Raw genomic sequence first — 25,727 nt, forward strand, 5'->3', positions numbered from 1 at the left:
CCCGTTATAGGGAGATTTTATTCGTTTTCTGATAATAACCGGGCGTAACGCCAATCTCCTTCTTGAATACGCGGATAAAGGTTAAGGGATTGATATAGCCGACTTGCAGCCCTATATGTTGGATGGAAGAATTCGTGGTTTCTAACAAGAGCTTAGCCCGAAGCACGCGAACCTTGGTCACATAATCCACGAAATTCTGACCGGATTCTTCTTTGAAAGTTCGACTCAAATAACTGGTGCTTAGCTGGAAGGCATCGCTCGCTTTGGACAATGACAAGTCGGGATCCTCGTATTCGCGTTCGATAAAAGCCTTTACCTTCTCAATCAGATGGTACCTCGTGTCCATCTGGCGGATGGCCTCCATCTGCTTTGCATATTCCGTCAGCAGTCCATGGAATATGTAATACAGCTCCTCGAAGGTATCTTCCCTACGCAACGCTTCCTGCAGACTCGGAAGCATTCTCTTATTCCACAATTCCAGCAAAGGGTCGTTCAACTGGGAAATCTCTTTTTGCAGATGGTAGATTAAATAATGGAACATATTGTACAAGTCTTCTCTTGAGAACAACTGCCCGTTAAGTTCCTTGTAAAACGCTTCATACTCCAGTCTCCATTTCACGTCCCCCAGCCGATAGAACTGAGCGATGGAGCGGATCCTATTCAACTGCCGGAACATCTCGTTTTGAGGCTGAACGCAAACCTCGCCGTATGAAATAATGCTGTTGTTGCCGAGCGATGCTTTAAATTCCAGCGCATGACAAGCCTTCTGGAAGGAATGCGCTATCTCCTCGGCCGACATGACATGAACGCCGACGCCAATGCTGATTGTAAGCTTTAATGTCTCGCGCGCTTGTACTTGCAGCCTCTCCGCGATTCCAAGCGTTTCTTGCACATCCTTGGCAAGCAAGATACCTAAGCGATGTGGATCGATCCAATCGATCCATGCCGGAGTCGAACGGTTATGGAGCAGGGCATCTAGGCTGTCTTTGAGCACAAGCTTCAACCAATCCTTCTCCTGCTGGCCGTAATCGTTCGCGAGATGCGCCTGTTCGTCGAACTCAATCACGGATACTATGAAGCCGTTCCTACCAGGGGAAGATTGGAACCTTTCCAGCTCGGCCTCCACTTCCTTGTGCGCAGGAGATAGATTGCCGTACAACAAATTCTGGAACATAAACCTGCTGCGGTATACCTTGTTCTCCTTGTTTTCCCCCTGCAGGCTGCCCAAGGTCTTCTTGATGCGGATAAAATCGTCCGTGATCGGTGCATCGAGCCCAGAGCCGAAATCCATAAGCTGATCATGGTCAATCTGACGCAAGATCGTCTGTACCGGTTTATAATTTTTGCGGGATACATAGATGATCCATGCAATGCCAAGCACGATCACCAAGACGGCCAAGGAAATCCATACATAGAACAAGCTCGACACCAAGCCGAACAGTTTATTGGAATAAATACTCGTTTCGATGACCCAGCCCGTATAGTCCGATTTCAAGCTGCTGATAGAATCCAATGCTATACTCTTATTACGAACCGCCGGGTCATGGGCTGAATCGGCAGGAGTAAACAATAAACGTCCGTCCCTATCGAGGAACTTTACCCGATCCGTGTTCAAATCGCCCATCTGCTCTAATGTACTCCGCAGAGCTGCCGTTGGGATATTGATGACAATTAATCCTTTTGAACCGTCGTAGATAGCGCGGACCAAGGTCACAACATTTCGCTTCGCGCATGAATCCGGACATTCTGCGAAAATACGGGGACCTTCCCATTCGTAGGGCTCTAGATTCCTAACCTGCTGCATGATGAATGCAGCATCCGTGAATTCCTGCAGCTTGAACAGGGCAGTCGGCGTCACAATAATCTGGTCTCTGGGTCTGTATAAATAAGCGGATTCTATAAAGGTTTGATTGGATACGAATTGACTTAAAGCAAGAGAGGCTTTATAACGGTTGAATTCGTCCGGCTCCTTGCTCCAGTCGAAATACTCGATAATCGCGTTATTTTGCGTTGCTTCCTTAATCAGAGTCGATTCAACGTTTCTCAGGATGCTGTCCAATTGCTGCATCATATTCACGGCTAATACTTCATTGGATTGCAGGGCCGCTTTTTTGGATATCTCGCTAATAATCAAAAAAGTGATGGAGAGCAGACTGATGGAGATGACAAGAAATACAGGCAAATAGGAGATCAACAACCGTTGGAACCACGTTCTAACTTTCATATTTCCTCCTTGTCCAGAGTAAGCGTTTGCAAGTATCATACACCAACAATGCCTCTTCGTTCACCAAACATAAACCGATTATTTTTTACCCGTATACCAATTTTGTTCTCTGAACGCGCGAGGGGTCTGATCTATTGATCAAACCCCTCGACAGCTCGTGATTTATATCAAACATCTATTTAATATCCGCTCGTAGTTCCCGCCGAATATAAGCCGCTTATCCTGTAAGGATAAGTCCGCATAGGCAAGCCAGCCTACCTGCGGACGAGGATCGCGCATGGGGGAATCCGTACCGAATAATATCCGATGCGACCCGACTTCCCGCACCAAGTACTCAATGACTCCCATTGGAACTGATGTATAGGTAAGCTGCAAAGTGACGTTATCGTATTTCTTCGCGATGCCTGCATATTGCTCTGCAATCTCGAAGCTTCGTCCGGCATGATCCATAAACAGATTGACGTTCGGATACCGATTGGCTAGTTCGTCGATTTGATCCAGATAGGCTTGGTCCGGAACTAGTCCCGGATCGACTAACGCGAATAACTGAAGCTCATTGCCAAGCTTCCACCATGGATCATATACGGCATCCGTATAGTTAATATGAGAGCTGTAATAGTAAGGCTTCATGCCCTTGAACCGTTTCTCCACATGCCAATAGTGGGCTTCAGCTCCAACATCAGCCGTATAATTAGGATCTATGCGAACATAACCTTCCACCATATCCGAGTACCGTTGCATCGAGCGCTCGGCGATTTGATTCCCCGCCTCGGCGTCGCCACCATTAATGCCCACCCAAGGAGCAATCGTCATTTTTGCAATGCCGATAGAACGGTACGTTTGAACCATGGAATCCAAGTCAGCTCGCAGCATAGGCATTCCGCTGCCCGTGGCGCCGCCGTCTTCGATTAGGTGGGTGTGGGAATCCAACACTGGAACAATCGTAATGGGCACCCCTCTTGAAGCTTGCTGGATCACTTCATCTTGTGCAGGTGCATCCGCATGCGGAGGGACGACTCCCAGCAGCCTGGCCAAATTCCCTCCAGCTATGAGCTGCTTCGCTTCATAGGGAATGTCGGCATAGTCAATAAAGGCACGCGCGGCTCCGGCGCTTTTGTAAGGCATGCCTGTGCCGAATAACAATGGTGTCGCACCATAACGTTCATAAGCGAGCTCGATAAAGGCATTAGCCTGCAAGGTAGAAAGCTCGATATGTAAATTCTCATACTTATCCAACAGCGGGAGCAATCGTCGTTCTTGGCTCCAAGCTTGTCCCGTCAGTAAGACGGTCAAATCAGGCTGTTGCTTCAGCAAATCACCCAATTCATTCAAAGCGATCTCGGAGCCGTCGATAAGAAGGGGGATTGCGGCAATCGATAGAGCTGCAAGCAACGGACCTACTGTGTCCTCATTGCAATCAAATTTATGAGTGCGCGGGAACATCCTCGCTGCGCGGATCCCGCTTTCACGTAAGTGTTCCACAGTTTGATCCGGATCGGGGAAATCCCCCGAATGGTCAGGAAGGACGACGTGGCAGCCAAATAATCGCGGACTTTTGGCTAATTCCTGCAGAAGGAGCCGATTTCCATAACTTGGCGAATGGGATTTCGCCATCCCATGATGGACAAGGGCACCCGCAATTCCGCATCGATTCATTTCCTCCAGAACATGCTCCGTGCTCCATAGTTGTTGGGGATGTTTGTATCCGAATTTGCCTACCTGTGCATGACAATCAAAATATTGCAGTTCTTTCATTTTGCGACCTCCTAAATTAGTCCGGTTTCACCTAAGTATAAAAAATCAGGCAAAAAAGAAAATAGACCATTTTATATGAATAGCCTATTTTTTACCGACTACTTTGATTTCGTACACCTAAGGATCACCTGATAAATTTCATGTTCTCATGAAATCCAGGAGGAAAATCCTTGTCGGAAATGGAATGTTCTCCATGTCACTTTAAAGTGATGGATTTAGGAGGGATTGAGGCATGAAGCTAAGCGGTAATAAAATATTGATAACAGGCGGCACCTCAGGTATTGGACTGGCCTTTGCTTTGCGGCTGCTGCAGCTAGGCAATCAGATATTGGTCGTCGCTCGTGATCCGGCCAAGTTGAACAAACTGAAGGCTGATCATCCCGGCATTGAAATTTTTGCTGCTGATGTTAGCAAGGACGACTCTCGCCAAAGCCTGACCGACTGGATCCGACGCGAGCACCCCGACCTCAACGTACTGATCAACAATGCTGGAATCCAGTATCAGGACCGTTTCTTAGAGGGAGAAGCGACCGAAGCGCACATCCGGGACGAAATTGAAATTAATTTTCTGGCGCCCATCGATTTGTGCTCCAAGCTGCTACCAATCCTGGCGAACCGACCGTCTTCCGCGATCGTAAACGTCACTTCCGGACTGGGTCTCGTCCCGAAACGCTCCGCCCCGGTGTACTGCGGGACCAAGGCGGGTCTCCACCTTTTCTCAAAGGCACTTCGCTATCAGCTCGAAGGCACCCCTGTGAAAGTTTTCGAAATCCTTCCTCCGCTGGTTGAGACGAATATGACAGTCGGTCGAGGCATTAATAAAATCACACCCGATCAAGTCGTGGACGAGTTTCTGCGCGCCTTTGTCAAGGATCGCTTCGAGGTGCCGGTGGCGAAAGTAAAGCTGCTCCGTGTGATCCAGCGCATTGCTCCCTCGTTGGCGGATCGGATTTTGAAGAATAGTTAGTGGATTTCTTCTCCTGAAAAAGGGAATAGCCTCAACAGCCTATTCAACCGCAAAAAACCTGACCGGAAGATCATATCATCGGTCAGGTTCATTCATTGAGGACACACCGCTTGAACGGTGCATCCTCGATCTACATCCAGCAACTAACGGATCGGCAAGTACACGCCTTCCTTCTTGTTGTAGCGGTTCGTCGCTTCCTTGATGACCGCATCGCCGCCCTTCTTCTTCCACTCGTCGATCACTTTCGGCCAATCGGAGATCGGCTCCTTGCCATAGATCATCTTGGTGATATGCTCCAGGATGAACGGTGAGTCCGTGCCTAAGTCCGGGTTCTGCGCAACGGCATCAAGCGGCGGGTCGAAGCTGATGGAGCTGCGTCCTTCCTTGATCAGCTCCTTGGACACGAAGTCGATGACCGGCTTCGCTTCCGGGTTCAAGTATTCCCGCTTCAAGATCGACTTGTCGCTGACGAACCACAGATAGCTCTGATGGAACTCCTCGCGGTTGATTTCGTCAGGCGTTTGCGGCGTTTTGTAAGTCAGCTTGCCGCCCTCCATCGTGTAGTCGGTCCCTTCGAGCCCGTAGGTGAAAAATTTGTCGCCTTCCTCGGACTGCATCCAATCGAAGAACTTCACGATGACGGCCGCCTTGTCGGCGTTCACCTTACTGTTGATCAGCATGACGGAAGCGACCGGGCTGCCGACGACCGGCCCGCCTTTGCCGTCCGGGCCGACCGGCGACAGCATCTGAATGTATTCGCCCTCCGGTACGGCGGCCTTCAGCTTCTTGTTGACGCTGACCAATGCTGCCGAGCCAAGCTGAACCGTCCCGATTTTGTTGGCATATACGTTCTGCGCCAGGTTGTTGCCGTTGTTAGTGGAGAACTCCTTGTTCATGAGGCCTTCGTCCAGCATCGTCTTGTACACATTCAGCGCCTTCATCATGGCATCGGCCTTGAAGAACTTCGGCACCACTTGATTGTCGATCAGCTCGTAGGACCACGGCCATACATCATAAGCTTGGAAAAAGGCGTCCGACAGAGCGAATTTATCCTGCGCGTGGAACGGACTCTAGACACCGTTTTTCTTAAATGCGCGCAGCATCGTCAGGAATTCGTCCACCGTCTTGGGAGCCTGTTTAATGCCCGCTTTATCCATCATATCCTTGCGGACATAAGTAGCCAGCGTATTCGGATACGCATTGTAAGCCGGGATCCCCATGATCTTGCCGTTATACTTGACGCGGTCCCATGCTTCCTTCGGGATTTTCTTCAGCAGGTTCTGTCCGTACTTCTGCAGCAAATCGTCCAGCGGCATGAACACGCCGGCCTGTACCCCACCCGCCAGCTCCTTGCCATAGATCGAGTTGGTTAGCGTCTTCACGACGTCCGGGATGTCGGCGGAGCTCATCTTGAGCGTCATTTTTTGCTGATAGTCCTTTTCCAGAATAAGCTCCAGGTTCAAATCCACATTCGTCAGCTCTTCCAGCTTCTTCACATAAGGATCGTCGTTGATGTTCTTCATCGTCTCGATGTATTGCCCGCGTCCGTTCATCACCATCGTGAAGCTGACCGGCCCTTTGGCCGGCGTAACCGTCGCCGCTGAACCTTCCCCCTTCTTGTCCCCGTTCGAGCACGCCACCAATCCCCCCAAAGTGAGCGCAGCCGTCAACAATACCGCAGCCGACCTTTTTGCTTTCACGCGCCTTCCCCCATTTATTCTCAAATTTTGAAATATTACACACTCACAATACTTCGGCGCCGGGCGATCGTACATTGTTTTTCTTTATGGGAGCTGTCATTTTTTTAGGTAGCGTTTCCATTACCCTTTGATCGAGCCGATCATAAGCCCTTTGACAAAGTACTTCTGGAGGAACGGGTACAACGCGATAATCGGCAAAGCGGACACGAGCACGACGGCCATCTTGATCCCTTCCGGGGTCAAATTGCTGATGTCGACGGCAAGGCTCTCCGAGGTCATAATATTGGCGTTCGCAATGATCTCCTGCACCTTCACCTGCAGCGGATACAGCTCGCGCTTGTTGATGTAATACACCGCCGCCATATAGGAGTTCCAGTGGGTCACCGCATAGAACAATCCCATGGTCGCCATCACCGGCTTGGACAAAGGCAGCACGAGGTTCCACAAAATACGGGCTTCGTTGCAGCCGTCCATGCGGGCGCTGTCGATCAGCTCGGCGGGAATTTGCTGGAAGAACGATCGCATGACGAAAAAGTTGAACGCGCTGATCGCTCCGGGCAACACAAGCACCCATAGCGTATTGAGCAACCCAAGCTGCTTCAGCCACAAGTAATTCGGGATAAGCGGCGCTTGAAAAATCATCGTGAACAGCACTAGCAGCAGCACCAGCCTCGCACCCTTATACTCCGGTCTGGATAAAGGATAGGCCAGCGTGGATGTCGCCGTCAGATTGAACAGCGTTCCCGCCGTAGCGAGCAGCACGGTTATGCCGAACGCCCGCCAGATCGTATCGTTATGCAGGACATAGTTGTAATTCGTCCATGTGAAATCGACCGGCCATAGGAACACCTGATTCAGTACGATGGCGTTCGCCCCGCTGAACGATTGGGCCAATACGTTCACAAGCGGGATGATCGCAATCAGAGCAAAAACAGTCAGTATCCCTATATTGCCAAAACGAAACAAACGTAAACCAACGGATTGTTTTCTCATCGCCTCATCCCCCTAGAACAGCCCTTCTCCCGTAGATTTGCGGCTCAGCCAGTTCCCGATATAGAGCAGCACTAAGCCTACGACCGATTTGAACACGCCGATCGCCGTCGTATAGCTGAATTGCTGCTGGAGCAAACCCAACCGGTAGATGTACGTATCCAAAGTATCGCCGGCCGACTGGTTGAGCGAGTTCAGGAAGACATACACGCGTTCGAAGCCGAAGTCGAGAAAATGGCCGATCTGCAGCAGGAACAAAATCGTAATCGTCGGCAGGAGTGCCGGTATCGTAATGGACAGCGTCTGTTTCCATCGAGAAGCTCCGTCTATCTCCGCTGCCTCGTACAAGTCAGGATGGATGCCCGTAATGGCCGCCAAATAGATGATCGTGCCCCAACCCATATCGCGCCAAATGCCGGTACCTACCAGAATGCTGCGGATATACGATTCGTCTCCCAGGAAATAAAGCCGCTCCAGGCCGAGCCAGTCTCGGACATGGTTGATTAGTCCATGCTCTTGCCCGAATACCGCGAGCGAGATCCCCCCGATAATTACCCAAGAGAGAAAATGCGGCATGTAAATGGCGGTCTGCACGATTCGCTTGAACGCCATGCTGCGCAGCTCGTTCAGTAGCAGGGCGGCGATGATCGGCGCCGGGAAGCCGAAGAGCAGATCATAGAAGGCGAGAAGCAGCGTGTTCTTGAGGATGCGCGCGAACTCCATATAAGCGAACATCCGCTCGAAGTTGTCGAGACCTACCCACGGGCTCCCCGAGATGCCTTTGAAAATATTGAACTGCTGAAAGGCAATGACGACGCCGCCCATCGGAATGTACTTGAAGAGGATGAAGTAGGCGATGCCCGGAATCGAGAGCAAATAGAGCAGCCGATGCTTCCACAAATATCGCAAAAACGGGATGTCGAATGCGCGTGTTTGGCTCACGCGCGGCTGGACCGTCGAGGTCTCGTTGTTCATAAAGGCGTCAGCTCCCCCAATCTCTATGCAGGATATGACTACATCCTACAAGCTGGGGGAGCCGAAGAACAGAACACCATTTTATTCGGCATGGTTTTTTTTTAGGTACCGAAGTAACGATCTCGTTCTTCTCGCGGCAGCCAGATCGTCACCGTAGTACCGACGCCGCGTTCACTGTCCACCGTCAGGCCATACTTGTCGCCGAACGCCATTCGAATGCGGCGATGCACGTTGGCCATCCCGATCCGATCTTGCCCGTCCTCTATATCCAGACGGCTAACCTGCAGCTTGCTGCGCACTTCCGCGAGACGTTCCTCTGTCATGCCGGCGCCATTGTCCTCTACCGTCATGCAGAAGAAGTCGTCGCGATGGAAGGCATTGATCCGGATAAAATGCTGGCTGCCGATCGTCTTGCGGAAGCCGTGCTCGAACGCGTTCTCGACAAGCGGCTGCAGCGTGAAGCGCACGACCTTCTCGAGCAGCAGCTCCGGCGGGACGGCGACGTCGATCTCGAACTCTTGGTCGATCCGATGCTTCAGAATCATCATGTAGTAGCGAATGTGATTCAGCTCGTTGACGACCGTAATATCCTTGAAATTCGTGTGCAGCGCGTACCGCAGCATGAACGCCATCGCATCGACGATCTCGCGGATCTCGGCCGATTCCTCGATGAGGGCGTAGCAGTTGATCGTCTCCAGCGTGTTGTACAGAAAATGCGGATTGATCTGCAGCTGCAGCGCCTGAAATTCAACCATTTGCCGTTCCAGCTGCTGCGTCCGAAGCTCCAGCTCCGTCTGCTGCTTGTCCAGCTCGGCCTCATATACCCGCTCGATCATCTCCGACAACCGCTTCACCATCGTGTTGTAGCTGAGGATCAGCGCACCAAGCTCATCCTTGCGGTCGTCGGTCTCGATGGCCGCCCAGTTCCCGCGCTCCGTCTGCCTCATACCTTTCTTGAGCACCTGGATCGGCCGGTTGATCGACTGCGCGAAGCGCGAGGCGATCCAGAGCGCCAGAGCGAGGGCGACCGCCCCGACGGAAATGACGACCCAGCGGATCGTAATCGCCGGCAACCGCAGCTCCTTTAACGGGACGGAAACCGCCAGCTTCCACTTGGAATACGGAGAGTAGCTCCACACATACATACGCAGCTCACCCGACTCATCTTTGCGGACCATGCTGCCGCCTGCGGCTCCTTGCATAGCCGAGGCTGATTCAGGATCAAACGACGTGCCCATAAGCGTAGCATCCGGATGGAAGATCAGCTTGTCCTCTTCATCCACGATGAAAAAGTAGCCGCCTTTGCCCAAATCGATTTTTTGCCAAAGATTGGCCAGCTCGCCGACATTGATCTCCATCGCCATAACGCCGTTAAAATCATAAGTCGAGAACCCTCGATAAGGGCGCACGACCGTAATCACGGAGCCGACCATGGAAGGTTTGAGAGCGGTGCGCAGGATCGTCATCCCGCCGCTCCCTTTCATAGCCGTCATGTAGCTGTCGTACAGCTGGCGCGGCTCCTGGATTTCGAACGGTGTCGTGATGTAATTGTTCTCCAGCAAATACCGTCCGTTGCGTCCCAAAATATAAAGCGAATTGATGATCGGATCATGCTCGAAAGCGTCGGAGAAAGCCCCAGTCTTGATTTTGGAGGCGAGCGTCACATAGCTGTAGCTGTCGTCCGCCTGGATGTCGAGGATGCGCTTCGCGCTGTCGTCCGTCACAAGGACATTGCTCGCCCGCTCGAATCCGCGAAGGTAGAGCTCCGTCTGATGCGCGGTCCCTTCGACGATCTGACGGAGGCGGCTCTCTTGCTGGCTGTCCAATGCCCTGGAAGCGGCTGCGTAGGAGAAAAAGCCGACTAAGCCAAGCGTAACCAGAATGACGATGCTGAAATAGAGGTGGAGCCGCTGGGACAAGTTCATTCGGTTCAACATAGCCTTCCGCTCCTTGTCCCGTTAGTCCAAGCCCAGCTTGGCCCGATATTCGGTCGGCGAGACGCCGAACCATTTCTTGAACGTCTTCGCGAAGTGCGAATAGTCGATATACCCGATCTCCAGCGCAATATCGCTCATCCGGTAGGATTCGCGCTCCAGCAGCCATTTCGCCCGCTCCATCCGCTTCTTCATCCGGTAGTGAACGAACGTCTCTTGCGTGGTCTGCTTGAACAGCTGGCTGAAATAGGACGAATTGAGCCCGAGATGCTGGGCAACCTCGTCGAGCGATACTTCCTTGTTCAAGTGCGTGTCGATGTATTCCTTCGCCGCCTCGATCGGATCGATCGCGAAGCCTCTGCGCTTGAGGTGCAGATAGTCGTACATGCCGAGCGCCGCTTGTTTGAACAGCGCGAACAGCGTCGCCGCCGTCTGGCCGTCGGCCGTCCATTCGGCTGTACGAACCGCGTCGAACGGATAGACGTCGCGCGTATTGAGGGAGCGGATCAAATTGGATAAGTTGTCGAGCAGCAGTCGTGCAAGCACTCTCGGTTGTAAGCCGATCGACTGAACGTAGAGACGCCAGTCTTCCAGCGCGGCGTGGAGCTCCTGCTCCTGCAAGTACCAAATGCTGTCGCCAATTCGCGTCATGTAAGCTTCACAATCGCCGATGGACAAAGTCCGCTGCGAGCCGCCCTCCGCCTCGTCGATCAGCTTATCGAGCACTCGCTCCAGCTCTTCGGTTTTGATCGGCTTGAGCAAATACTCCTTCACCCCGTAGGACAAACATTTCTGCGCATATTGGAACTCGCCGTAACCTGAGATGACCGCCACCTGTACCGGCCATCCACGCAGCTGGATGAGTCGGCATAGCTCGATGCCGTCCATCTCCGGAAGCCGGATATCGGTCAAGACGAAGTCCGGGAGCTGAGCCTCCAGCTGGACGAGCGCCTCCTCCGCACTGGATGCGAGCCGGATCGTGCCGATCGGGCGTCCGCTCGTCTCGACCAGCTTCTGCAGCCCGCGCCGGATCATCGGTTCGTCATCGACGATGAGAATGCTGTATGAGCTCATGTTGGAATCCTCCTGGCTGATGTAGGCGTAGGCGCTTCTCCCACGGATAGTCCCGGATAAAAGGAGACCGGAACGATCACATGGGGTTCAACGCTTAGGGTCGTTGAAAGGGGATCTTGAAACTCTAAACCGAGAAGCGAGTTCAACAGCCGGGCCGCCTGCCTCCCCATCTCCACCCGGGGGATCAGCAAGGTGCGAAGCGTCTCCGCGAACGAGGCGGGAACGGTATCGGCTAGATGGTCTCCGGCGGCCATTAACGAATAGCGGTGCGGCGCCGTGAACCCCAGCCGCTCCGCCTCCTGGGCGAACGCGTAGGCCAAGCCGGGCTCTTCCGTCACAATAGCAGTAGCTCCTGTCCGCTCAAGAAGCTCGATGGCCGCGACGCGAATAGATTCCCGGTCGGATACGCTGCGCGGGAGACAAACCTCCTCATCGAGAAGATTGTGCTTGCGGATGCCCTCCCGAATACCAATCTCCCGGTCGATCGTCGCTTGATTGTTGCGGTAGTAGACATAGCCGATTTTGCGATGCCCGAGTTGGAGCAGCTCACGGGTCGTATCCTCCATGCCGGCACTGTAATCGGCGGCGACATAATGGATGTCCCAACCCGGCACGACGCGTTTCCCTATAAAAACAAACGGATATCCTTCCGCCGACAGCTGCGCAAGCTCTTCCTTGTTCTCGATCCCTAGAAGGATCGAGCCGTCCGCGACGCGAAGATGGTTGACTCCATGCCGATAGGCCGATCGTCGCCCGTTGCCGCCATCCGAGCGTGTGAACAGCAGCATGTCGTAATCCAGGCGAATGCACTCTTCCTCGATGCCGACGAGCATCGGATGGTAGAAGCTGCCGCGGTCGAGCGCGAAGGCCGCCCCGTTCACGAAGACGCCGAGCAGACGATTGCGTCCGCCCGCCAGACTGCGCGCTGCAGGATTGACTACGTACCCAAGCTCGCGGATCGCGGTTCTCACCCGTTCTCTCGTTTCGTCGCTGATGTTCGGGCTTTCTTTGGCCTGCGGATTCAGGATCAGGGAAACTGTAGCTTGCGATACCCCGGCTGCTAGAGCGACATCGGCTTGGGTCGGTCTTCTTTTTTTCATAAACATCACTCCTTCTACATGGACCTAAAAAGAAACACGCTTTACTAAAATAATGCCATGTTCATGCGGTTGAGCCGCGATTTATAGTTAGATCGTAAGTTATTAATGCGCATTAGTAAAGACTAAACTTTTATCGAAACGGAGTGACTGAGCCATGAACACGAATATGACCATGAAGAATTACATGCCCAGCGTCAACAGCGAAATCGACAAGGATATCGATCTGATCGATCTGTACAGCTTCGACTTGAACGGGTATCTCATTGTTGAAGATGCCGTCGATCCGGATGTGCTCGATGAGGTGAATCGCCTCGTGGATCGCATTCAATCGGACCTCGGCCTTACAGCAGCGGGGATGATGACGGCGGAGGGCAAGCAGGTGTACACCCATCGCATCAACAACATCATTTTCCAGGACCCGGCCTTCCTCGCGCTCGCCATGAGTCCGAAAGTGCTCGGCAAGGTGGCCAATTTCGTCAAGTACCCGCGGGTCAAATCGACCTGGCTCGACTTCAAGGCGAAGGGCGGCGGCATCGGCTTCCACTCCAACCACACCCCTTACACGCCGGTCGACGCTTACTTGTGCCACAACTATCAAATCCACTGCAACCTGCTCACCGTCTGCTACGCCTTATGCGATATCCCGCTGGAAGGGGCGGCGCTCGAAGTGATCCCCGGCTCGCACAAGTCCAACTTCCCGATGCCGGACGATGACCAGCTGCAGCGCGTGCGGGTGAAGAGACCGCTGAAGAAAGGCTCCGCTTTGCTGTTCTCGCATGATACGAACCACGGTTCGTTCAACAGCCTGGACTATGTCCGGCGCACGATGTTCACCTCGTTCTCGACCGGCTTTTCCGCCAATACGCTCGGCGACGACTCGCTCTACGATTCGCTATTCGACGGTGCGCCTGAGGGGACATGGGAAAAGTACATGCTCCGCCGGCCAAAAGGCGACCGCGATACGTACCCGCAGCCGACCCATCGGATCTCGCATGAGGCCGGTCTTGGCAAGCTTCGTCACAGGGGGTAGCCGCGATGGGCAGCCGCAGCCAACCGATTATTCGCGAGATCGAAGCGATCCCGTTATCCGCCATGTGGGAAGAGCTGTACGGGGGGATGGAGCATGTCCCTCCCTCTCTGCTCCGTCCTTCCTCGCACTTCCAGAGCATTCCGCGCCTTGGCCAATTCTCCACTGTGGTGAAGGTAACCGACAGCGACGGCCTGGTCGGGATCGGCGAAGCGTGGGGGCTCCCGCACGCCGACATCACCGCCACGATTGTCCGGCAGCTGCTGCGGCCGGTTGCCCTCGGCCGCAGCGCCGAGGACATCGACGGCCTCTGGGAGCTGTTCGTCACCTCCGCCGAGTCGCTTGGCCATACGCGCGGCTTCATGCTGGAGGCGATCAGCGGACTGGACATCGCGCTATGGGATCTGCGCGGGAAACGCGCCGGCCTGCCGTTATCCGGCTTGCTCGGCGGCCGCTTGCGAGAACGCATCGACTGCTACGCTAGTCCGATCCGCTTCAGCGGCCAGCCTGCGGACACGATCGAGAATGCGCTCGAGTTCACGTCCCTCGGCTTCCGCGGCGTGAAGATCAAGGCCGGCCGAACGGTCGAGCAAGATGTCGCCTACGTGGCCGCCGTACGCGAAGCTCTTGGTCCGGACTTGCGTATCCTGATCGACTTCAACTGCGCCTATGATACAGAGCGCACGATCGCGTTCGCGAAAGAGGTGGAGCCGCTCGACATCTACTGGCTCGAGGAGCCGGTCCCGCCCGATCATGTCGAGGCGTATGAAGAAATTCGCCGCCGAAGCCCGATCCGGATCAGCGCGGGGGAGAACGATTTCTCCGTTCAGCAGTTCCGTCAGTTGATCGAGAAAGGGGCTGTCGATGTGATCAACCCGAATGTGACGCGGGCCGGCGGCGTCACGGGTGTGCGCCGCATACAAGCGATCAGCGAGGCGAACGGCGTCGATATCGCGATGCATGGAGTTGGCGGCGGCATCATGATGGCCGCCTCGCTTCAACTGATGAGCACCTTCCGCAATGGGCTGTGTATGGAGTACAATCGATTCCCGAATCCTCTGCGGGAGGAGCTGGTTTTGCCGCCGATTGCATTCTCCGAAGGGACTATGGGCGTTCCGGAAGGCATAGGCCTGGGCTGTATCCTGCAGGATGAGGTGGTCGCCCGGTTCCGGAGCCGGTCGTCGTCGCGATGCGGCCACTTGGGAGGTGCGTGCCATAGCTAGTAGAGCCGCAGTCACTAAGGGGCGCTACGAAACGAGACGTTTCGCCGTAACGTCGCTCCCGTACTTGCTGTTTGCCCCACAGGAGCAAAGCGGCATGGAAGACGGAGCCCGTGCTCCACTCTTGCTGTATTTGCATGGAGCGGGAGGCAAGGGCGACGACCCCGAGCGGCTGCTCGGTGCCGGACTCCCTCGACTACTGGAGCAAGGCGAGCTCGCCTTGCCGTTCTGGGTGCTCGCGCCTCAAAGCCCAGCCTCGCGCAGCGGCTGGCCGATCGATCTGGTCGCCGAGCTGCTCGAAGCCGTCGCCGCCCGCGACGAAATCGATGCGAGCCGCGTCTATGCGACCGGCACAAGCATGGGCGGTCGCGGCCTCTATGAGCTCGCCTACGACTACAGCCCGATGCTCGCTGCCATCGCGCCTCTATGCGCCTTCGGCATCCCCACCTTGGCGCCGCGTCTCGCCAACCTGCCGGTGTGGGCGTTCCATGGAGCTGACGATGACATCGTCCCTCTCGCTCGAGGGCTGGAAATGGCCGATGCGCTATCGGCCGCGGGCTGTGCCAACCATTTTACCGTTCTGGAGCATGCCGGCCACAACATTGAACGTGAAGTGTACTTGGGCCGACCGGCTTTATGGGAATGGTTCAAGCAGCAGCAGCGTCGAAGCGCGGAGTAAAACAACAAAGCAGGCTGTCGGTAAAGCACCGACAGCCTGCTTTGTTATTGCCATTTAGAGCCTACCCTTACAAAAACTCAATATACCCTTCCGTCCCATGCACGCGGATACGCTGCCCGTCTCGGATCAGCTTGGTAGCACCCTCGACGCCGACTACGGCAGGCAACCCATATTCACGGGCGATCACGGCACCGTGGGTCATCAAGCCACCGACTTCGGTGACAAGACCTTTTAGCGAAACGAACAAGGGGGGGCCAGCTAGGGTCGGTGAACGGAGTGACGAGAATATCGTCCTCCTCCAGATCCGCATCCTCCATATTCAAGATGACGCGAGCGCGGCTTGAGCTTCCTGTCAGCCTTCGACCTTCGCCAGCCCCTCCGGAAAAGGCTCCTCCGCAGCCGCGTGCTGCAAATAGTCAATGGCTTCCTATAGGCAATGTTTAAGAACCTGGCTCATGGATTCAGGTTCTTTTTGAATTTTCTTGTGGATGGATTTCAGGCTTCATAAACTTCATGTAAGCTTCCATACCAATTGTATCGAAGTCCGTCGTTACCCAAAACTGCGCTTCGCTTTCCTCGGAAACCTCATCAGGAGGAAAATCGGGATGAGGGAATAGCGTTTCGCTTAAGACCATCGCTAACCCTTCAAACGCCAAATAATCTCGCATGCTATACGGCTGCGCTTCACCAAAACCATGCTCCGTCTCTTGCGGTTTTTGAAAAATGCGGCATCGCTCAGATTTATGAGCCGCGGGATATGGTTGTGCACGTGGATGGTCATGGGATCACCTCTGCAAATCCATTTCTACGATTTCTTCGGTTTTCTTTTCGTTATCAATCTTCTTATACATAAGCCTTCTGTCCCCTAGCCACCCAAGCGCAATGTATTCGACACTCGAACTAGGTTTTGTTATGGTCTCAATCACTTCAGTTTTTAAGTTTAATACTGAGACATAATGGGAATAGCCCGTCTCGGTTTCTTTTAAATAGGGTGAGTTTAGGTTTACACTCTCAGTAAACAGAACGTAGACCGAAGTTGGAGAAAAAAGTGGCATTGACCCAAACTTACTGATTGTGTACATCTTATTATTTTGAGCGTTAACAACTCTCACGGACTCTGTATACGAAATACCAGAGTTGAACATAAAGTAACGGCTGTCATTCGACCAAACAATTTTATCAAGCAACTGCATAGATTGGATTAATATCGGCTTGTTCTCCCCTATTTTCCAGAACCAAATATCTCCGCCCCATACTTCTTTCTCCCCTTTCCCGTAAACTACAGACCGATGATCTGGAGACCAAGTTATGCCAAATACATCTGTCTTCATTTGTTCGTATAAAGGTCTCGATACTTTCCAGTAATCATCAGTCGTGAATTTATGATCGCCGTCCGTCAATGACATCTTGCTTCGAATATCGTATTTATACTTTACGCTCTCATCTATCATTTCGTTATCTTGCACGCTATAACTGACTTTATCATAACTAATCGTATTGGAATCCAGCCAACCGATAGCGCTATAATCAGTTGTTTCGTTCCCTTTATTAATGAAGGCTGAGCTAGTACTGGCTATATTAAACAGCTTCAGATCAAAAGCCTCCCCTGGGTCCAAATAGTGCCCTTTTACGGTGTCCATCTTTTTTTCTTCACTTGCAGCTGAATATACCAAATTTCTTCCATCCGGTGAAAAGAAGGGAATATGAAAGTAGTTCAGAGTCGTTACTTCCCTAACGTCGCCGACAGAAAACAATGCACCATAACGCAACACATAGGTCCCCATATCGACAAGCAAATAATCACTGGTCGGCGACCAAAGAATTGCACCAACATGATCGACTTTATTTATGGCCGCTTTAGGGCCTATATTACCCGTACGCCATATATAGAGTGTCATATCGTCATATAGACTATTTGTAACGCTATACATAAACGCAATATATTTCTTATCAGGGGATTCTGTAATATGAAAAACGCCTTTTTGCTTCCTTAATACATCCATTATTTCTTGTAAAGTATTGTTACCTGCAGTTATTGTTAGACTCGGCGGTAAAATTGTTGGTCTTGGAGTACTTAGTGGCAGGCTAGTAAATTTGGGAGTTGCAGGAGCCGGAATGTCTATACTTGAATTATTTGCTTCTACCATACTATTAGCTGATTTATCCTGAGAAAACTCAAGCCATGCAGCGCTTCTCTTCCCATCTTCCCTCTCACTAAAAACAATATAGGCTTCCTTAGAAACAGGTTTGTTGTCAATGAAGTATGTTTCGGTAGATACACCTTTCCCGTCAAGGCTCACATCTCGGTATCCCACGATGTTAGTTGTAGCACGATCCGACTCGAAAGTCAGTTTGCCGTATCCTGTGTTGAATGCACTATTCGCCCACTTGAAGTTCCCATCCTCTTTAAGCTCGTTTAAACCGCGGGCCCCTTGTAAATATCCATAAACGACGCCGTTCGTATAACGAAGGACTTCCAAGAAGATTGGATAGCCCCCTTGCGTTAATTCAAGAACCAGTTCCGGGGTCTGGTCCCCATCCATATCTAGTACGGCATAACGAGACACTTTAATAGAAGCTCCGAGATTTGCCAATATTTCATTCAAATAGACGGTTGCCTTGTCATTGCTATGGAAGCTACGTTTGTTTTGAAGAACGGCTTGGTAAGCTTCGAGTGCTACGTTTTTCGTCAAAGCGGGTGTCGGTGTGCTTGCATTAGTTGGAGTCTGTGTGCTTACGGTTATTGGTGCCGCTGAAGGTAGAGTTGTTGCGGGGACCGCGGCTGGATTAGTGGGAGTCGGAAGTGGTGGAGCACCCGATGTGCAGCCCCAGGTGGAAGCGAGTAGGATCATACAAACAACTAATATTAATTTCCGCATGAAAACTCCCCTGTTTTGTTATTCCTTCCAATTATAGCTTATCCAGCAGCAAGAAGGAACGGCCTTCAAATTAACAACACTACAGGTGCTGCAGTCAGGAATAATCCACTTAGAGAGCGGGTCGAAACAGAAACTTGTAAGGTAGTCCGAATTTGCCGAGTTGGAGAGGTTTTGCGACGGTGGTTAGCGAGATGGGCTCTGCAAGTGGGTGAATTCGGACTAGAGCGACTTTTGCCGAGCTAGGGGGTCGTGCAGTCAGAAAAAGTCGGACTGCATGCGAGTGGGTTCAGAGAAGTCGAGGTTACTTGGCCGGGACGGGCGGGATATGCTGCTAGAGTCAGGGTGGAGCTCCGAGTTACGCAAAATAGCCCCCCGTGGCAGATGACTCCAGGTAACCATGGTGCTGAAGTCAGGAAAAATTGACTTACAGAGCGGGTCACCTACACAAAAACCAAAACCACCTTCCCAGGAAGGTGGCGGCTACTACTAGTCTCCGTACAACTCGATATATCGCTTCGCGCTCAACAGTATGTCCAGCTCCGACGGATCGGACAACTCCACGACGATCATCCAGCCCCCGGCGTACGGCGCCTGGTTCACTTGCTCCGGCGTATCGTCCAGGCTGCTGTTCGCTTCCACCACCCTACCGCTGCAACGCACCTCCGAACTCCCTAACCTTACTCCCCTCGCTCAGAAGCTCCCGAATGCCGGCGGCAATATTGGACTCGATCTCTTCCTTGAACCTCGAAGGGTACATGAATAGCTTATTGGACCGATCGCTCTCGTACCCGCCTTCACGAATCTGGGCCGCTGTGGGCACATAACCCAAGATGCCGTTGGAGTACCCGAGCGGAAGGGCCCTCCCTCCCGAGATCCGTTTGACCAACAAGCCATACTCCACAACGATTTCGCCGTCCAAGGCTACAAAACTCAACTCATCGCTGAACTGGATAAGCTGCAGGTGCAAAACAGCCGACGGTTTAAGCGAATGGGGATGATCCAGAAGATACCGTTTCCAATGAACCGTCGTTTCATCGTCATCCGGTGCCGGCTGCAGCTCTTCCATAGACGGCACGTGAATAAAAGGAAGTTCGACTTCCTTGGTCCTAGCGACAAAGCGAGAAGCCGGCACCAACTCCATCGGCCGCTCAACAATATCGATCACAGCATCGGCCAGTCGATTGCCAAGCCGGTCTACATCCTGCTCATCCCCGCCAATAAACCGCCCGTCCAGGATGACAGCAGGGCGAATATCGCCGCAGCAGCCTTGCACAAAACACCCCACTCCCTCGCCAAACCGCCGATCTATCGCTTCCATAGCAGCCCCGCAATAATCCGAAGTGACCCGATTGGCGGAAGTAGTCGTCGGATGGCATGTGAAATGAAACAACACTCCCTTGGTCATCCCCGACCTGGTTTGGAAGCGAATAACCGTCACTTCATCATCGATGACTCCATCCGGATGGGGGGCCATTTCGATTTTGCCGTCCACGAGGAGCCGTCGGTTGATCCCGATCGACTCACATTTTCCTCTTCCTCGTTCCACCACTACCGACTCCAGCGAATTATGGGCTTCCTCGACGGCCTGTACAATTCTTCGTTCAAGAAAGCTTATATAAGCAGGCTCCATTAAGCCAAGCGACGGGACAAAACACGCCGTTGTTTGCGGGCCTCCGTGCGTATGGGAAGCATGAAACAGCACACGGTCAGAAGTAAGCCCCCATCGCGTCTTCAGCCGCTGTCGAATCGAATCCAGCACCTCGCTCCCCCACCAGATCAGATCGGCTTGAACGAGCAATATTTTCTCGCTGTTACCTGCTCCATTCTCCTGCCCAAACAACCAAACCCGCGCATAGAGACGCCTCGAGATACCTTCATACACACCTCTGCGGTGGCCAAACCCAGACAGCGGCACAGGAAACTCCGGTGTGATGTCGATTTTGGAAATGCCCAATTGAACGAGCCCCATCGTATCCCTTCCCCCTATCCTAAATGTCCGTTTAGCAACAGCTCGGTTTTTCCCGCACAGATGTTCACGATAAGCTGCTGGGAAACCGAACCGAACCTCCTCACAGCCGCCATAGATACAATCACTCCCGCACCCTCAACAAACACAGCCTGCGCAAACGCCTGATTCGTAGTGACGAGCAGTGTTAAATCGTTCACAGCCTGGTCGGAATAGACGGTGAGTCTGAGGGTGTTGTTTAAAGACTCCCTAATCTCCACCTTGATTTGCCGCCTCGTTTCACACCACGACCCCATTTTCTCCGCTGTCCACCAAGCTAAATTCCGTTCCCGTCCCCGCCTAACAAGCTCTGGTAAAAACTGTTCGACCGCATCCAGCGAATCATCCGTCTTTAACATACCCGGATGGAACAGGAAGTGGGCGACCCCATACATTTCCTTACTCGTATCCAGTAGCTGAAACGCCTCATCTACCGTGCATCGGGCTTCCACAGGAGGGTCCCAGGCCAAAGTAGGCAAACTGACTACAGGAAACACCCGGTTCTCCTCATGCGCCAATCGGATCGGCCGGTAAGGATGGCAAGTCCCGAATGTAAAGCCTTTGTTGCCTTTTTTCGACCCTCCCTTGCTCTGCTCCACCTTGATCCCGGCCCGCTCGCACCACCCATAAAACTGTACATCGCCCTCCCAGCGAAGGTAATGATTTTTGTTCGATACGATGCTTCCCTGGGGAACCTGATCCCGCAACAGTCCCAACTGAGCGCGAAAATGCTGTTCCGACCAAGACGATTCCGCGATCTCCGTTCCAAGTGCATTATAATGAAGGGCAATCTCATGGCCGGCCCTGCGAATTTCGTCGTACACTTCACCGGGGTAGCCCGGCATCAATGTACACCAAGTGGAATTCACTTCCGCTTGATCAAGAAGCGCCAGCATCTTCCGAGCGTGGGCAGCCGAATGCCCGTCCGTATCGTGCGAGATATGTCCAATGCCGTCTAGGCCTTCCGGCCAAAACCATACCTGGCCCAAGGGCAAACGAATCTTCCCGGCAAGCCTCATCAGTAGTCGTTGCAGCAAAACTCGCCACTCGTCCACGATCGGGTACATAAAATAAGGGCTTTCCTCGTCCCTGCCCGTATCGCGATCAAGAATCCAGTCCAGCACACTGCCGTCATCCGTCTTGAGCAGGCCGTCCTGAATCGCTGCCGTCCCGTCAGGCGCCGAGATTCCATCTCGATCTACCCGGATGCCTTGCTGAATCAGGCAAGTCGTTTTCATTACATCAACCGTGATACAACCCGCTACTCCTGAGCCGTATTCTCGAATGGCAACCGCATTCAGCTTAGGACGTTTACTATTCCTACCTCCCACTATGCGCCCGAATACTTCGGCTTCCTCATGATCCTGCTCCAACCCTTGGCCGTCCCAAAAATGAAACGAGCTCTGCAGTCCATCCGCCAACTCACTGCTGCCCCAATCAATCCAACCTTCGATAATCGAATCGGATGGCTGAACGCCTAGCAGCTTCTCCAGCCCATAAACTCCGCCAATAGCAAGCAGCGCATTCCCTTGACTGCAATAATCCTTGCAAGTGCGCAACCACGACTCGTCGGAAGACCCGCAAGCGAGAATCGACACCCCGTCGGGCTGCCTCTCCATCCAGCGATGGACATCCCATTTGGTATAGCTGTGCCCCAAATAATCCAACATCTCAAACAAGTAACTCGTATAGCAATCACGACCCTCGGCCCAGGTCCTGCGACTATTCGGTTCATCCCAAATTACGTGGATCATGCAGTCTCTCGCTCCCTATCGGCTGCATACAAGGAGAGGAGGCCACCAAGAATTTAGAATGGGCCTCCTCTTCCTCATTGCCTCTATTTAAAATCGTTTACCTGTAATCCGACTGCTCGCATCTGTTGAACATACGCTTCAAAGATTTGACGGCCCTTGTACTTCGTCAGCAATTCCTCCCGAATGGCCGGCCACTTGGACGAGTCCTTCTCGTCGAACAAGAGCTTGGCGTGCGCCTGGTACAGAGGGGTCCGGAAATCGGCCAAAACCACACCGGCTGGCGGTACGACGCTAGTTCCGAAGCCTTGGGCATTCGGCCATGCGGCGATGGTCTTAAGCGCTTGACGGTCGCTATCGGTCAAATTAGGATCGATGACTTCCAGCTTAAACCGTTGCGGGTCTTCCGGCGTCAAGAAGTTCCAGACCGATAAGAAGTTTCCTTTGTCGAGAATGTCGGTTTTGATCGCGTCAGGCTTCAATGTAATTTGCGCGCCGTTCCTCGTATAGTGCTTGCCTGCAATGCCGTAGTGGGTCAGCAGATAGCCTTCCTCACTGCTTAGCCAATCTAATATTTGAATGAGGCGCTCGGCTTTTGCCGGTTCCTTGTCGATCGTCACCTTGTTCATCAGGAATGTCGTCGAGGGGATGTTCTCCACCCAATTCGGCGTGTTCGGGAAAGGGTGAATAGGGACAATTTTCGCCGTCGGAATCGTCTTCTTAAGATTGGAGGCATAGCTGTTCGGCGTCGATTCGAAGCCCTCCAGCACGGCATTCCCGAGCCATACCATCCCGATCTTGCCTTGCTCGAATTTAGTTTTGACATTCGCGGCGTTGCTCAAGTACCAGTCGGGGTCCATCAACCCTTGATTGATCCATTCGCGCAAATCGTTCAGCACATCGCCTATCTTCGGATCGGAATACACATCATGCAGGTTGTTCTGGCTGTCCACGAAGGCTCCGCCGATCAGACCGTTCTTCTTGTACTGAGGAGCGAACGCAACAATATTTGTTCCATTGCCGGCCTGGCTGTACCCGTATGTGTCCGCCTTCCCGTTGCCATCCGGATCGTTCTTGGAGAAAGCGGTCATCACCTTGGTCAGTTCCTCATAGTTGGTCGGCGCCTTCAAATTCAACTTATCCAACCAATCTTGCCGGATCCAATAGGCAGGATACGAAGTAGCCGCAACCGGCACCGGCCCCCGCGAGAAGTTGTTTACAAGCTGGAACCGTTTGACCTCGTCGACTTTGACCCATTTGAAATAATTCGGCATTTTCTCTGGCACTAATAATTTGGACAAATCCGCTGTCAGCCCTTGGTTAATGAAGTCACCGGATTCCGTCCCCGTAGTGAGGAACAAATCAGGGGCATCTGTCCCCGCCGACAGCTGGGAGGTCAATTTCAGCTTCCTCTCGTTGGAGGAGACCATGTTTTGCACGTTCAGCTCAACGTTGAATTTTTCCTCAATCTGCTTCCGTACGAAATCATCTTGGACGCTCGGCAGAACGGCGTTGTTCGCCCCGTACAGGAATAGGTTCAGCTTCAGCTTCTCGAGCTTGGGCGTAGCACTCGCTACCTGGCCAGATGGAGACGGGCTGCTATTGGAGGTTTCTTTGCCTCCGGTGGAACAGGCTGTCAAGGCCAAGCTCGATATAACCGACGTAATCAAAAGCGTTTTCATAAGTTTCATTCAAATGACTCCCCTTTCATGTATTTAGGATCCATCATGCTCTCTCTCTAACCCCTATCTTGTAAATATCTTGTCATTATCTTAAGTTGCATAGCAGCGCGCTGTCAAGTACTTTGTATTTGTGTTGTGTCTTTCTCCAAAATATTGAATAATGATTAGTGAGCAGCATGTTGGAAGGAACCACTAACCGTAATGGGGGATTCAGGTTGGCTAGGGAAGTAAGCAGAACAACGTTCAAAGAGCGATTCCATCAATTGGACCAATACCTTCATAGTAAAATCGAGTCTGGAGAATGGGCTCCGGGCACTTATATTCCTTCCGAAAGCGAATTGACGCAAACCTTCAAGCTAAGCCGCCCTTCTGTGCGAAAAGCGGTCGGCAAGCTCGCGGAAGAGGGGCTCGTACGTACGATACACGGAGCAGGGTCGGTGGTCTGTGATCCCGCTCAAACGTCTACAAATCTCTACATGTACTGGGGGATGCCTTCTTACGAGTATGAGACCATGAAAGCCCTGATCGATCGGTTCAATCAAGCGAATCCGCACATTCATGTGGAGCTCGTCAAGACGCCAAGAGAGGCGCTAGGCGCATCGGCGAAGGACGGATTTCAAGTCAGCGGCAAACGAACGGATCTGATCGGGATGTCGAATACTTTTTTTTATCAGCTTGTCGACGAAAATCCGAAACAATTTCTCCGTCCGCTTCACCTGGATGACTTAAGCCCCTTTTCCAAACCGCATATCCGCGCGTTTACTCATAAAGGACGGCTGCTGGCCGCCCCTATATCTTTTGCGCCAATCGTGTTGGTGTACAACAAATCGATGTTCGATGCTGCCGGCTTGGCCTACCCGGAATCGTCATGGAGCTGGCAGGAGCTGTTGCAGGCCGCTCGCGCCCTGACCCGGATCGAAGGCGATCAGACGGAGCAATACGGCTTCAGCTTCTCGGCATCGCCTAACCGTTGGCCGCTCTTCGTGCTTCAGAACGGGGGCTCCTTCCGCTCCGGCGACGGCGACGAACCTTTGACAGATGACCCGGCTTCACAGGAGGCGTTGCAGTTTGCCATCGATCTGATGTACAAGCACAAGGTCGCCCCTGTCTTCGCAACCGAGAATTTTCGACTGGGCGAGCTCCTGTTCCTGCGGGAAAAAGTAGGGATGATTCTCACGTCGTATGTGTTTCTGGAGGAATTTAGCGGGATCGATTTCGAGTGGGATTATATCCGTTTCCCTGGAGAAGTGCCCGATTCGGGGTTGAGCCTGGCCACAGGCATCGGCATCAGCACGCAATGCGAGGCGGTAGACGAAGCGAATCAATTGATTCAATATTTGATATCGGAGGAAGCTCAGAGCTATATCAAGCAGCATGTCTGCTCGATTCCGGTACGCACGGCGGTCGCGGAGGATCGGAGCCTCCCTCATTCACCGCTCGCCGGCTATAGCTACTATTTGTTCGAATCGTTGAAGGACAACCTGCTTACCGTCATGGATTTCGGCCTGTCCTATAAACAGCTGACCGAATTGAATCAAGAGCTGGGACTTGTGTGGGCTAACGTAGCTTCGGTCGATGAGGTGTGGAACCGACTTCGAGATCAATGGAAACGGATTTGAGGAATTAGGGACTCGGCGTTATGCCGAGTTCTTTTTTATCATTATAGAAAGTTTAAGTGCTTTACAGCACTAAAGTGTAAGGGGGACGCTTGCGAAGCGAGGTTGGGGGATTCAGCATTCATGGCGCCACCTCGCGGCATCGGTGT

Annotated in this window: 20 protein-coding genes and 1 pseudogene; 5 read left to right on the forward strand and 16 right to left on the reverse strand. The window is 52.8% G+C overall.

What is annotated here, in order from left to right; genetic code table 11:
* Nucleotides 1–4 precede the first annotated feature (4 nt).
* Both PKO02S_RS19970 and PKO02S_RS19975 read right to left on the reverse strand, forming a co-directional pair.
* Nucleotides 5–2,224: a helix-turn-helix domain-containing protein gene (locus tag PKO02S_RS19970; RefSeq protein WP_164821566.1), complete on the reverse strand. Its 2,220-nt coding sequence runs from the start codon at nt 2,222–2,224 to the stop codon at nt 5–7.
* 162 nt (nt 2,225–2,386) lie between these two features.
* Nucleotides 2,387–3,979 (reverse strand): amidohydrolase family protein, encoded by a 1,593-nt coding sequence (locus PKO02S_RS19975; RefSeq protein ID WP_127585612.1) that lies wholly within the window; start codon nt 3,977–3,979, stop codon nt 2,387–2,389.
* A 232-nt stretch (nt 3,980–4,211) separates the two neighbouring features.
* On the opposite strand from PKO02S_RS19975, the gene PKO02S_RS19980 reads away from it, so the two are divergent.
* The gene (locus PKO02S_RS19980) at nt 4,212–4,946 is read left to right on the forward strand and encodes an SDR family oxidoreductase (RefSeq protein ID WP_127585613.1); all 735 of its coding nucleotides are present in this window, start codon (nt 4,212–4,214) and stop codon (nt 4,944–4,946) included.
* Between the two features lie 143 nt (nt 4,947–5,089).
* On the opposite strand, the gene PKO02S_RS19985 is transcribed toward PKO02S_RS19980, so the two are convergent.
* The 7 genes from PKO02S_RS19985 to PKO02S_RS20015 form a co-directional block, all read right to left on the reverse strand.
* Nucleotides 5,090–5,920: a type 2 periplasmic-binding domain-containing protein gene (locus tag PKO02S_RS19985; protein WP_127585614.1), complete on the reverse strand. Its 831-nt coding sequence runs from the start codon at nt 5,918–5,920 to the stop codon at nt 5,090–5,092.
* Between the two features lie 96 nt (nt 5,921–6,016).
* On the reverse strand, nt 6,017–6,646 hold the full coding sequence (locus tag PKO02S_RS19990; RefSeq protein WP_164821567.1) for an extracellular solute-binding protein: 630 nt from the start codon (nt 6,644–6,646) through the stop codon (nt 6,017–6,019).
* A gap of 120 nt (nt 6,647–6,766) precedes the next feature.
* Complete coding sequence (locus PKO02S_RS19995) at nt 6,767–7,639, reverse strand: carbohydrate ABC transporter permease (RefSeq protein ID WP_127585616.1); 873 nt, start codon at nt 7,637–7,639, stop codon at nt 6,767–6,769.
* Nucleotides 7,640–7,651: 12 nt separating this feature from the next.
* The gene (locus PKO02S_RS20000) at nt 7,652–8,611 is read right to left on the reverse strand and encodes an ABC transporter permease (RefSeq protein WP_127585617.1); all 960 of its coding nucleotides are present in this window, start codon (nt 8,609–8,611) and stop codon (nt 7,652–7,654) included.
* 101 nt (nt 8,612–8,712) lie between these two features.
* Nucleotides 8,713–10,548 carry a sensor histidine kinase gene (locus PKO02S_RS20005; RefSeq protein WP_127585618.1) on the reverse strand — a complete coding sequence of 612 codons (1,836 nt, stop codon included), beginning with the start codon at nt 10,546–10,548 and terminating at the stop codon, nt 8,713–8,715.
* 21 nt (nt 10,549–10,569) lie between these two features.
* Entirely contained in the window at nt 10,570–11,619 is a 1,050-nt protein-coding gene (locus tag PKO02S_RS20010; protein WP_127585619.1) for a response regulator transcription factor, read from the reverse strand.
* Nucleotides 11,616–12,719 carry a LacI family DNA-binding transcriptional regulator gene (locus tag PKO02S_RS20015; protein ID WP_164821568.1) on the reverse strand — a complete coding sequence of 368 codons (1,104 nt, stop codon included), beginning with the start codon at nt 12,717–12,719 and terminating at the stop codon, nt 11,616–11,618. The genes PKO02S_RS20010 and PKO02S_RS20015 overlap by 4 nt, the downstream gene beginning before the upstream one ends.
* Before the next feature lie 154 nt (nt 12,720–12,873).
* Here PKO02S_RS20015 and PKO02S_RS20020 point away from each other — a divergent pair, with 154 nt between their 5' ends.
* The 3 genes from PKO02S_RS20020 to PKO02S_RS20030 all read left to right on the forward strand — a co-directional run bounded on the left by PKO02S_RS20020 (nt 12,874) and on the right by PKO02S_RS20030 (nt 15,645).
* Complete coding sequence (locus PKO02S_RS20020) at nt 12,874–13,749, forward strand: phytanoyl-CoA dioxygenase family protein (protein WP_127585621.1); 876 nt, start codon at nt 12,874–12,876, stop codon at nt 13,747–13,749.
* Nucleotides 13,750–13,754: 5 nt separating this feature from the next.
* On the forward strand, nt 13,755–14,969 hold the full coding sequence (locus PKO02S_RS20025) for a mandelate racemase/muconate lactonizing enzyme family protein (protein ID WP_127585622.1): 1,215 nt from the start codon (nt 13,755–13,757) through the stop codon (nt 14,967–14,969).
* 94 nt (nt 14,970–15,063) lie between these two features.
* Nucleotides 15,064–15,645 (forward strand): carboxylesterase family protein, encoded by a 582-nt coding sequence (locus PKO02S_RS20030; RefSeq protein WP_164821569.1) that lies wholly within the window; start codon nt 15,064–15,066, stop codon nt 15,643–15,645.
* A 67-nt stretch (nt 15,646–15,712) separates the two neighbouring features.
* On the opposite strand, the pseudogene PKO02S_RS20035 reads toward PKO02S_RS20030, so the two are convergent.
* The 7 genes and pseudogenes from PKO02S_RS20035 to PKO02S_RS20065 form a co-directional block, all read right to left on the reverse strand.
* Nucleotides 15,713–15,983 (reverse strand): annotated as a pseudogene (locus tag PKO02S_RS20035) (PEP-utilizing enzyme); the annotation flags it as partial.
* Nucleotides 15,984–16,106: 123 nt separating this feature from the next.
* Complete coding sequence (locus PKO02S_RS20040; RefSeq protein WP_127585624.1) at nt 16,107–16,313, reverse strand: hypothetical protein; 207 nt, start codon at nt 16,311–16,313, stop codon at nt 16,107–16,109.
* A 117-nt stretch (nt 16,314–16,430) separates the two neighbouring features.
* A complete protein-coding gene (locus PKO02S_RS20045; protein WP_127585625.1) occupies nt 16,431–18,524 on the reverse strand; it encodes a TolB-like translocation protein in 2,094 nt (697 codons plus the stop codon).
* 486 nt (nt 18,525–19,010) lie between these two features.
* On the reverse strand, nt 19,011–19,184 hold the full coding sequence (locus PKO02S_RS20050; RefSeq protein WP_127585626.1) for a glycine cleavage system protein H: 174 nt from the start codon (nt 19,182–19,184) through the stop codon (nt 19,011–19,013).
* Nucleotides 19,168–20,493 (reverse strand): neutral/alkaline non-lysosomal ceramidase N-terminal domain-containing protein, encoded by a 1,326-nt coding sequence (locus PKO02S_RS20055; RefSeq protein WP_127585627.1) that lies wholly within the window; start codon nt 20,491–20,493, stop codon nt 19,168–19,170. Before PKO02S_RS20055 ends, PKO02S_RS20050 begins: the two co-directional genes overlap by 17 nt.
* A gap of 14 nt (nt 20,494–20,507) precedes the next feature.
* Complete coding sequence (locus PKO02S_RS20060) at nt 20,508–22,199, reverse strand: polysaccharide deacetylase family protein (RefSeq protein ID WP_127585628.1); 1,692 nt, start codon at nt 22,197–22,199, stop codon at nt 20,508–20,510.
* Nucleotides 22,200–22,366: 167 nt separating this feature from the next.
* Nucleotides 22,367–23,971: an extracellular solute-binding protein gene (locus tag PKO02S_RS20065; RefSeq protein ID WP_127585629.1), complete on the reverse strand. Its 1,605-nt coding sequence runs from the start codon at nt 23,969–23,971 to the stop codon at nt 22,367–22,369.
* Nucleotides 23,972–24,177: 206 nt separating this feature from the next.
* On the opposite strand from PKO02S_RS20065, the gene PKO02S_RS20070 reads away from it, so the two are divergent.
* Complete coding sequence (locus PKO02S_RS20070) at nt 24,178–25,581, forward strand: extracellular solute-binding protein (protein WP_164821570.1); 1,404 nt, start codon at nt 24,178–24,180, stop codon at nt 25,579–25,581.
* Nucleotides 25,582–25,727: the final 146 nt, after the last annotated feature.

The organism is Paenibacillus koleovorans NBRC 103111, from assembly GCF_004000845.1.
In the GTDB taxonomy this organism is placed as follows: Bacteria; Bacillota; Bacilli; order Paenibacillales; family NBRC-103111; genus Paenibacillus_AA; species Paenibacillus_AA koleovorans.

Excerpts from the sequence above, each read along its gene's own strand:
- PKO02S_RS20010 (WP_127585619.1), bottom strand. The coding sequence starts at position 11,619 with ATGAGCTCATACAGCATTCTCATCGTCGATGACGAACCGATGATCCGG.
- PKO02S_RS19995 (WP_127585616.1), bottom strand. The coding sequence starts at position 7,639 with ATGAGAAAACAATCCGTTGGTTTACGTTTGTTTCGTTTTGGCAATATA.
- PKO02S_RS19975 (WP_127585612.1), bottom strand. The coding sequence starts at position 3,979 with ATGAAAGAACTGCAATATTTTGATTGTCATGCACAGGTAGGCAAATTC.
- PKO02S_RS20055 (WP_127585627.1), bottom strand. The coding sequence starts at position 20,493 with ATGGGGCTCGTTCAATTGGGCATTTCCAAAATCGACATCACACCGGAG.
- PKO02S_RS19970 (WP_164821566.1), bottom strand. The coding sequence starts at position 2,224 with ATGAAAGTTAGAACGTGGTTCCAACGGTTGTTGATCTCCTATTTGCCT.
- PKO02S_RS20015 (WP_164821568.1), bottom strand. The coding sequence starts at position 12,719 with ATGAAAAAAAGAAGACCGACCCAAGCCGATGTCGCTCTAGCAGCCGGG.
- PKO02S_RS20000 (WP_127585617.1), bottom strand. The coding sequence starts at position 8,611 with ATGAACAACGAGACCTCGACGGTCCAGCCGCGCGTGAGCCAAACACGC.
- PKO02S_RS20060 (WP_127585628.1), bottom strand. The coding sequence starts at position 22,199 with ATGTTGGATTATTTGGGGCACAGCTATACCAAATGGGATGTCCATCGC.
- PKO02S_RS20025 (WP_127585622.1), top strand. The coding sequence starts at position 13,755 with ATGGGCAGCCGCAGCCAACCGATTATTCGCGAGATCGAAGCGATCCCG.
- PKO02S_RS20045 (WP_127585625.1), bottom strand. The coding sequence starts at position 18,524 with ATGCGGAAATTAATATTAGTTGTTTGTATGATCCTACTCGCTTCCACC.
- PKO02S_RS20065 (WP_127585629.1), bottom strand. The coding sequence starts at position 23,971 with ATGAAACTTATGAAAACGCTTTTGATTACGTCGGTTATATCGAGCTTG.
- PKO02S_RS20040 (WP_127585624.1), bottom strand. The coding sequence starts at position 16,313 with ATGCGAGATTATTTGGCGTTTGAAGGGTTAGCGATGGTCTTAAGCGAA.
- PKO02S_RS20020 (WP_127585621.1), top strand. The coding sequence starts at position 12,874 with ATGAACACGAATATGACCATGAAGAATTACATGCCCAGCGTCAACAGC.
- PKO02S_RS20005 (WP_127585618.1), bottom strand. The coding sequence starts at position 10,548 with ATGTTGAACCGAATGAACTTGTCCCAGCGGCTCCACCTCTATTTCAGC.
- PKO02S_RS20030 (WP_164821569.1), top strand. The coding sequence starts at position 15,064 with ATGGAAGACGGAGCCCGTGCTCCACTCTTGCTGTATTTGCATGGAGCG.
- PKO02S_RS19980 (WP_127585613.1), top strand. The coding sequence starts at position 4,212 with ATGAAGCTAAGCGGTAATAAAATATTGATAACAGGCGGCACCTCAGGT.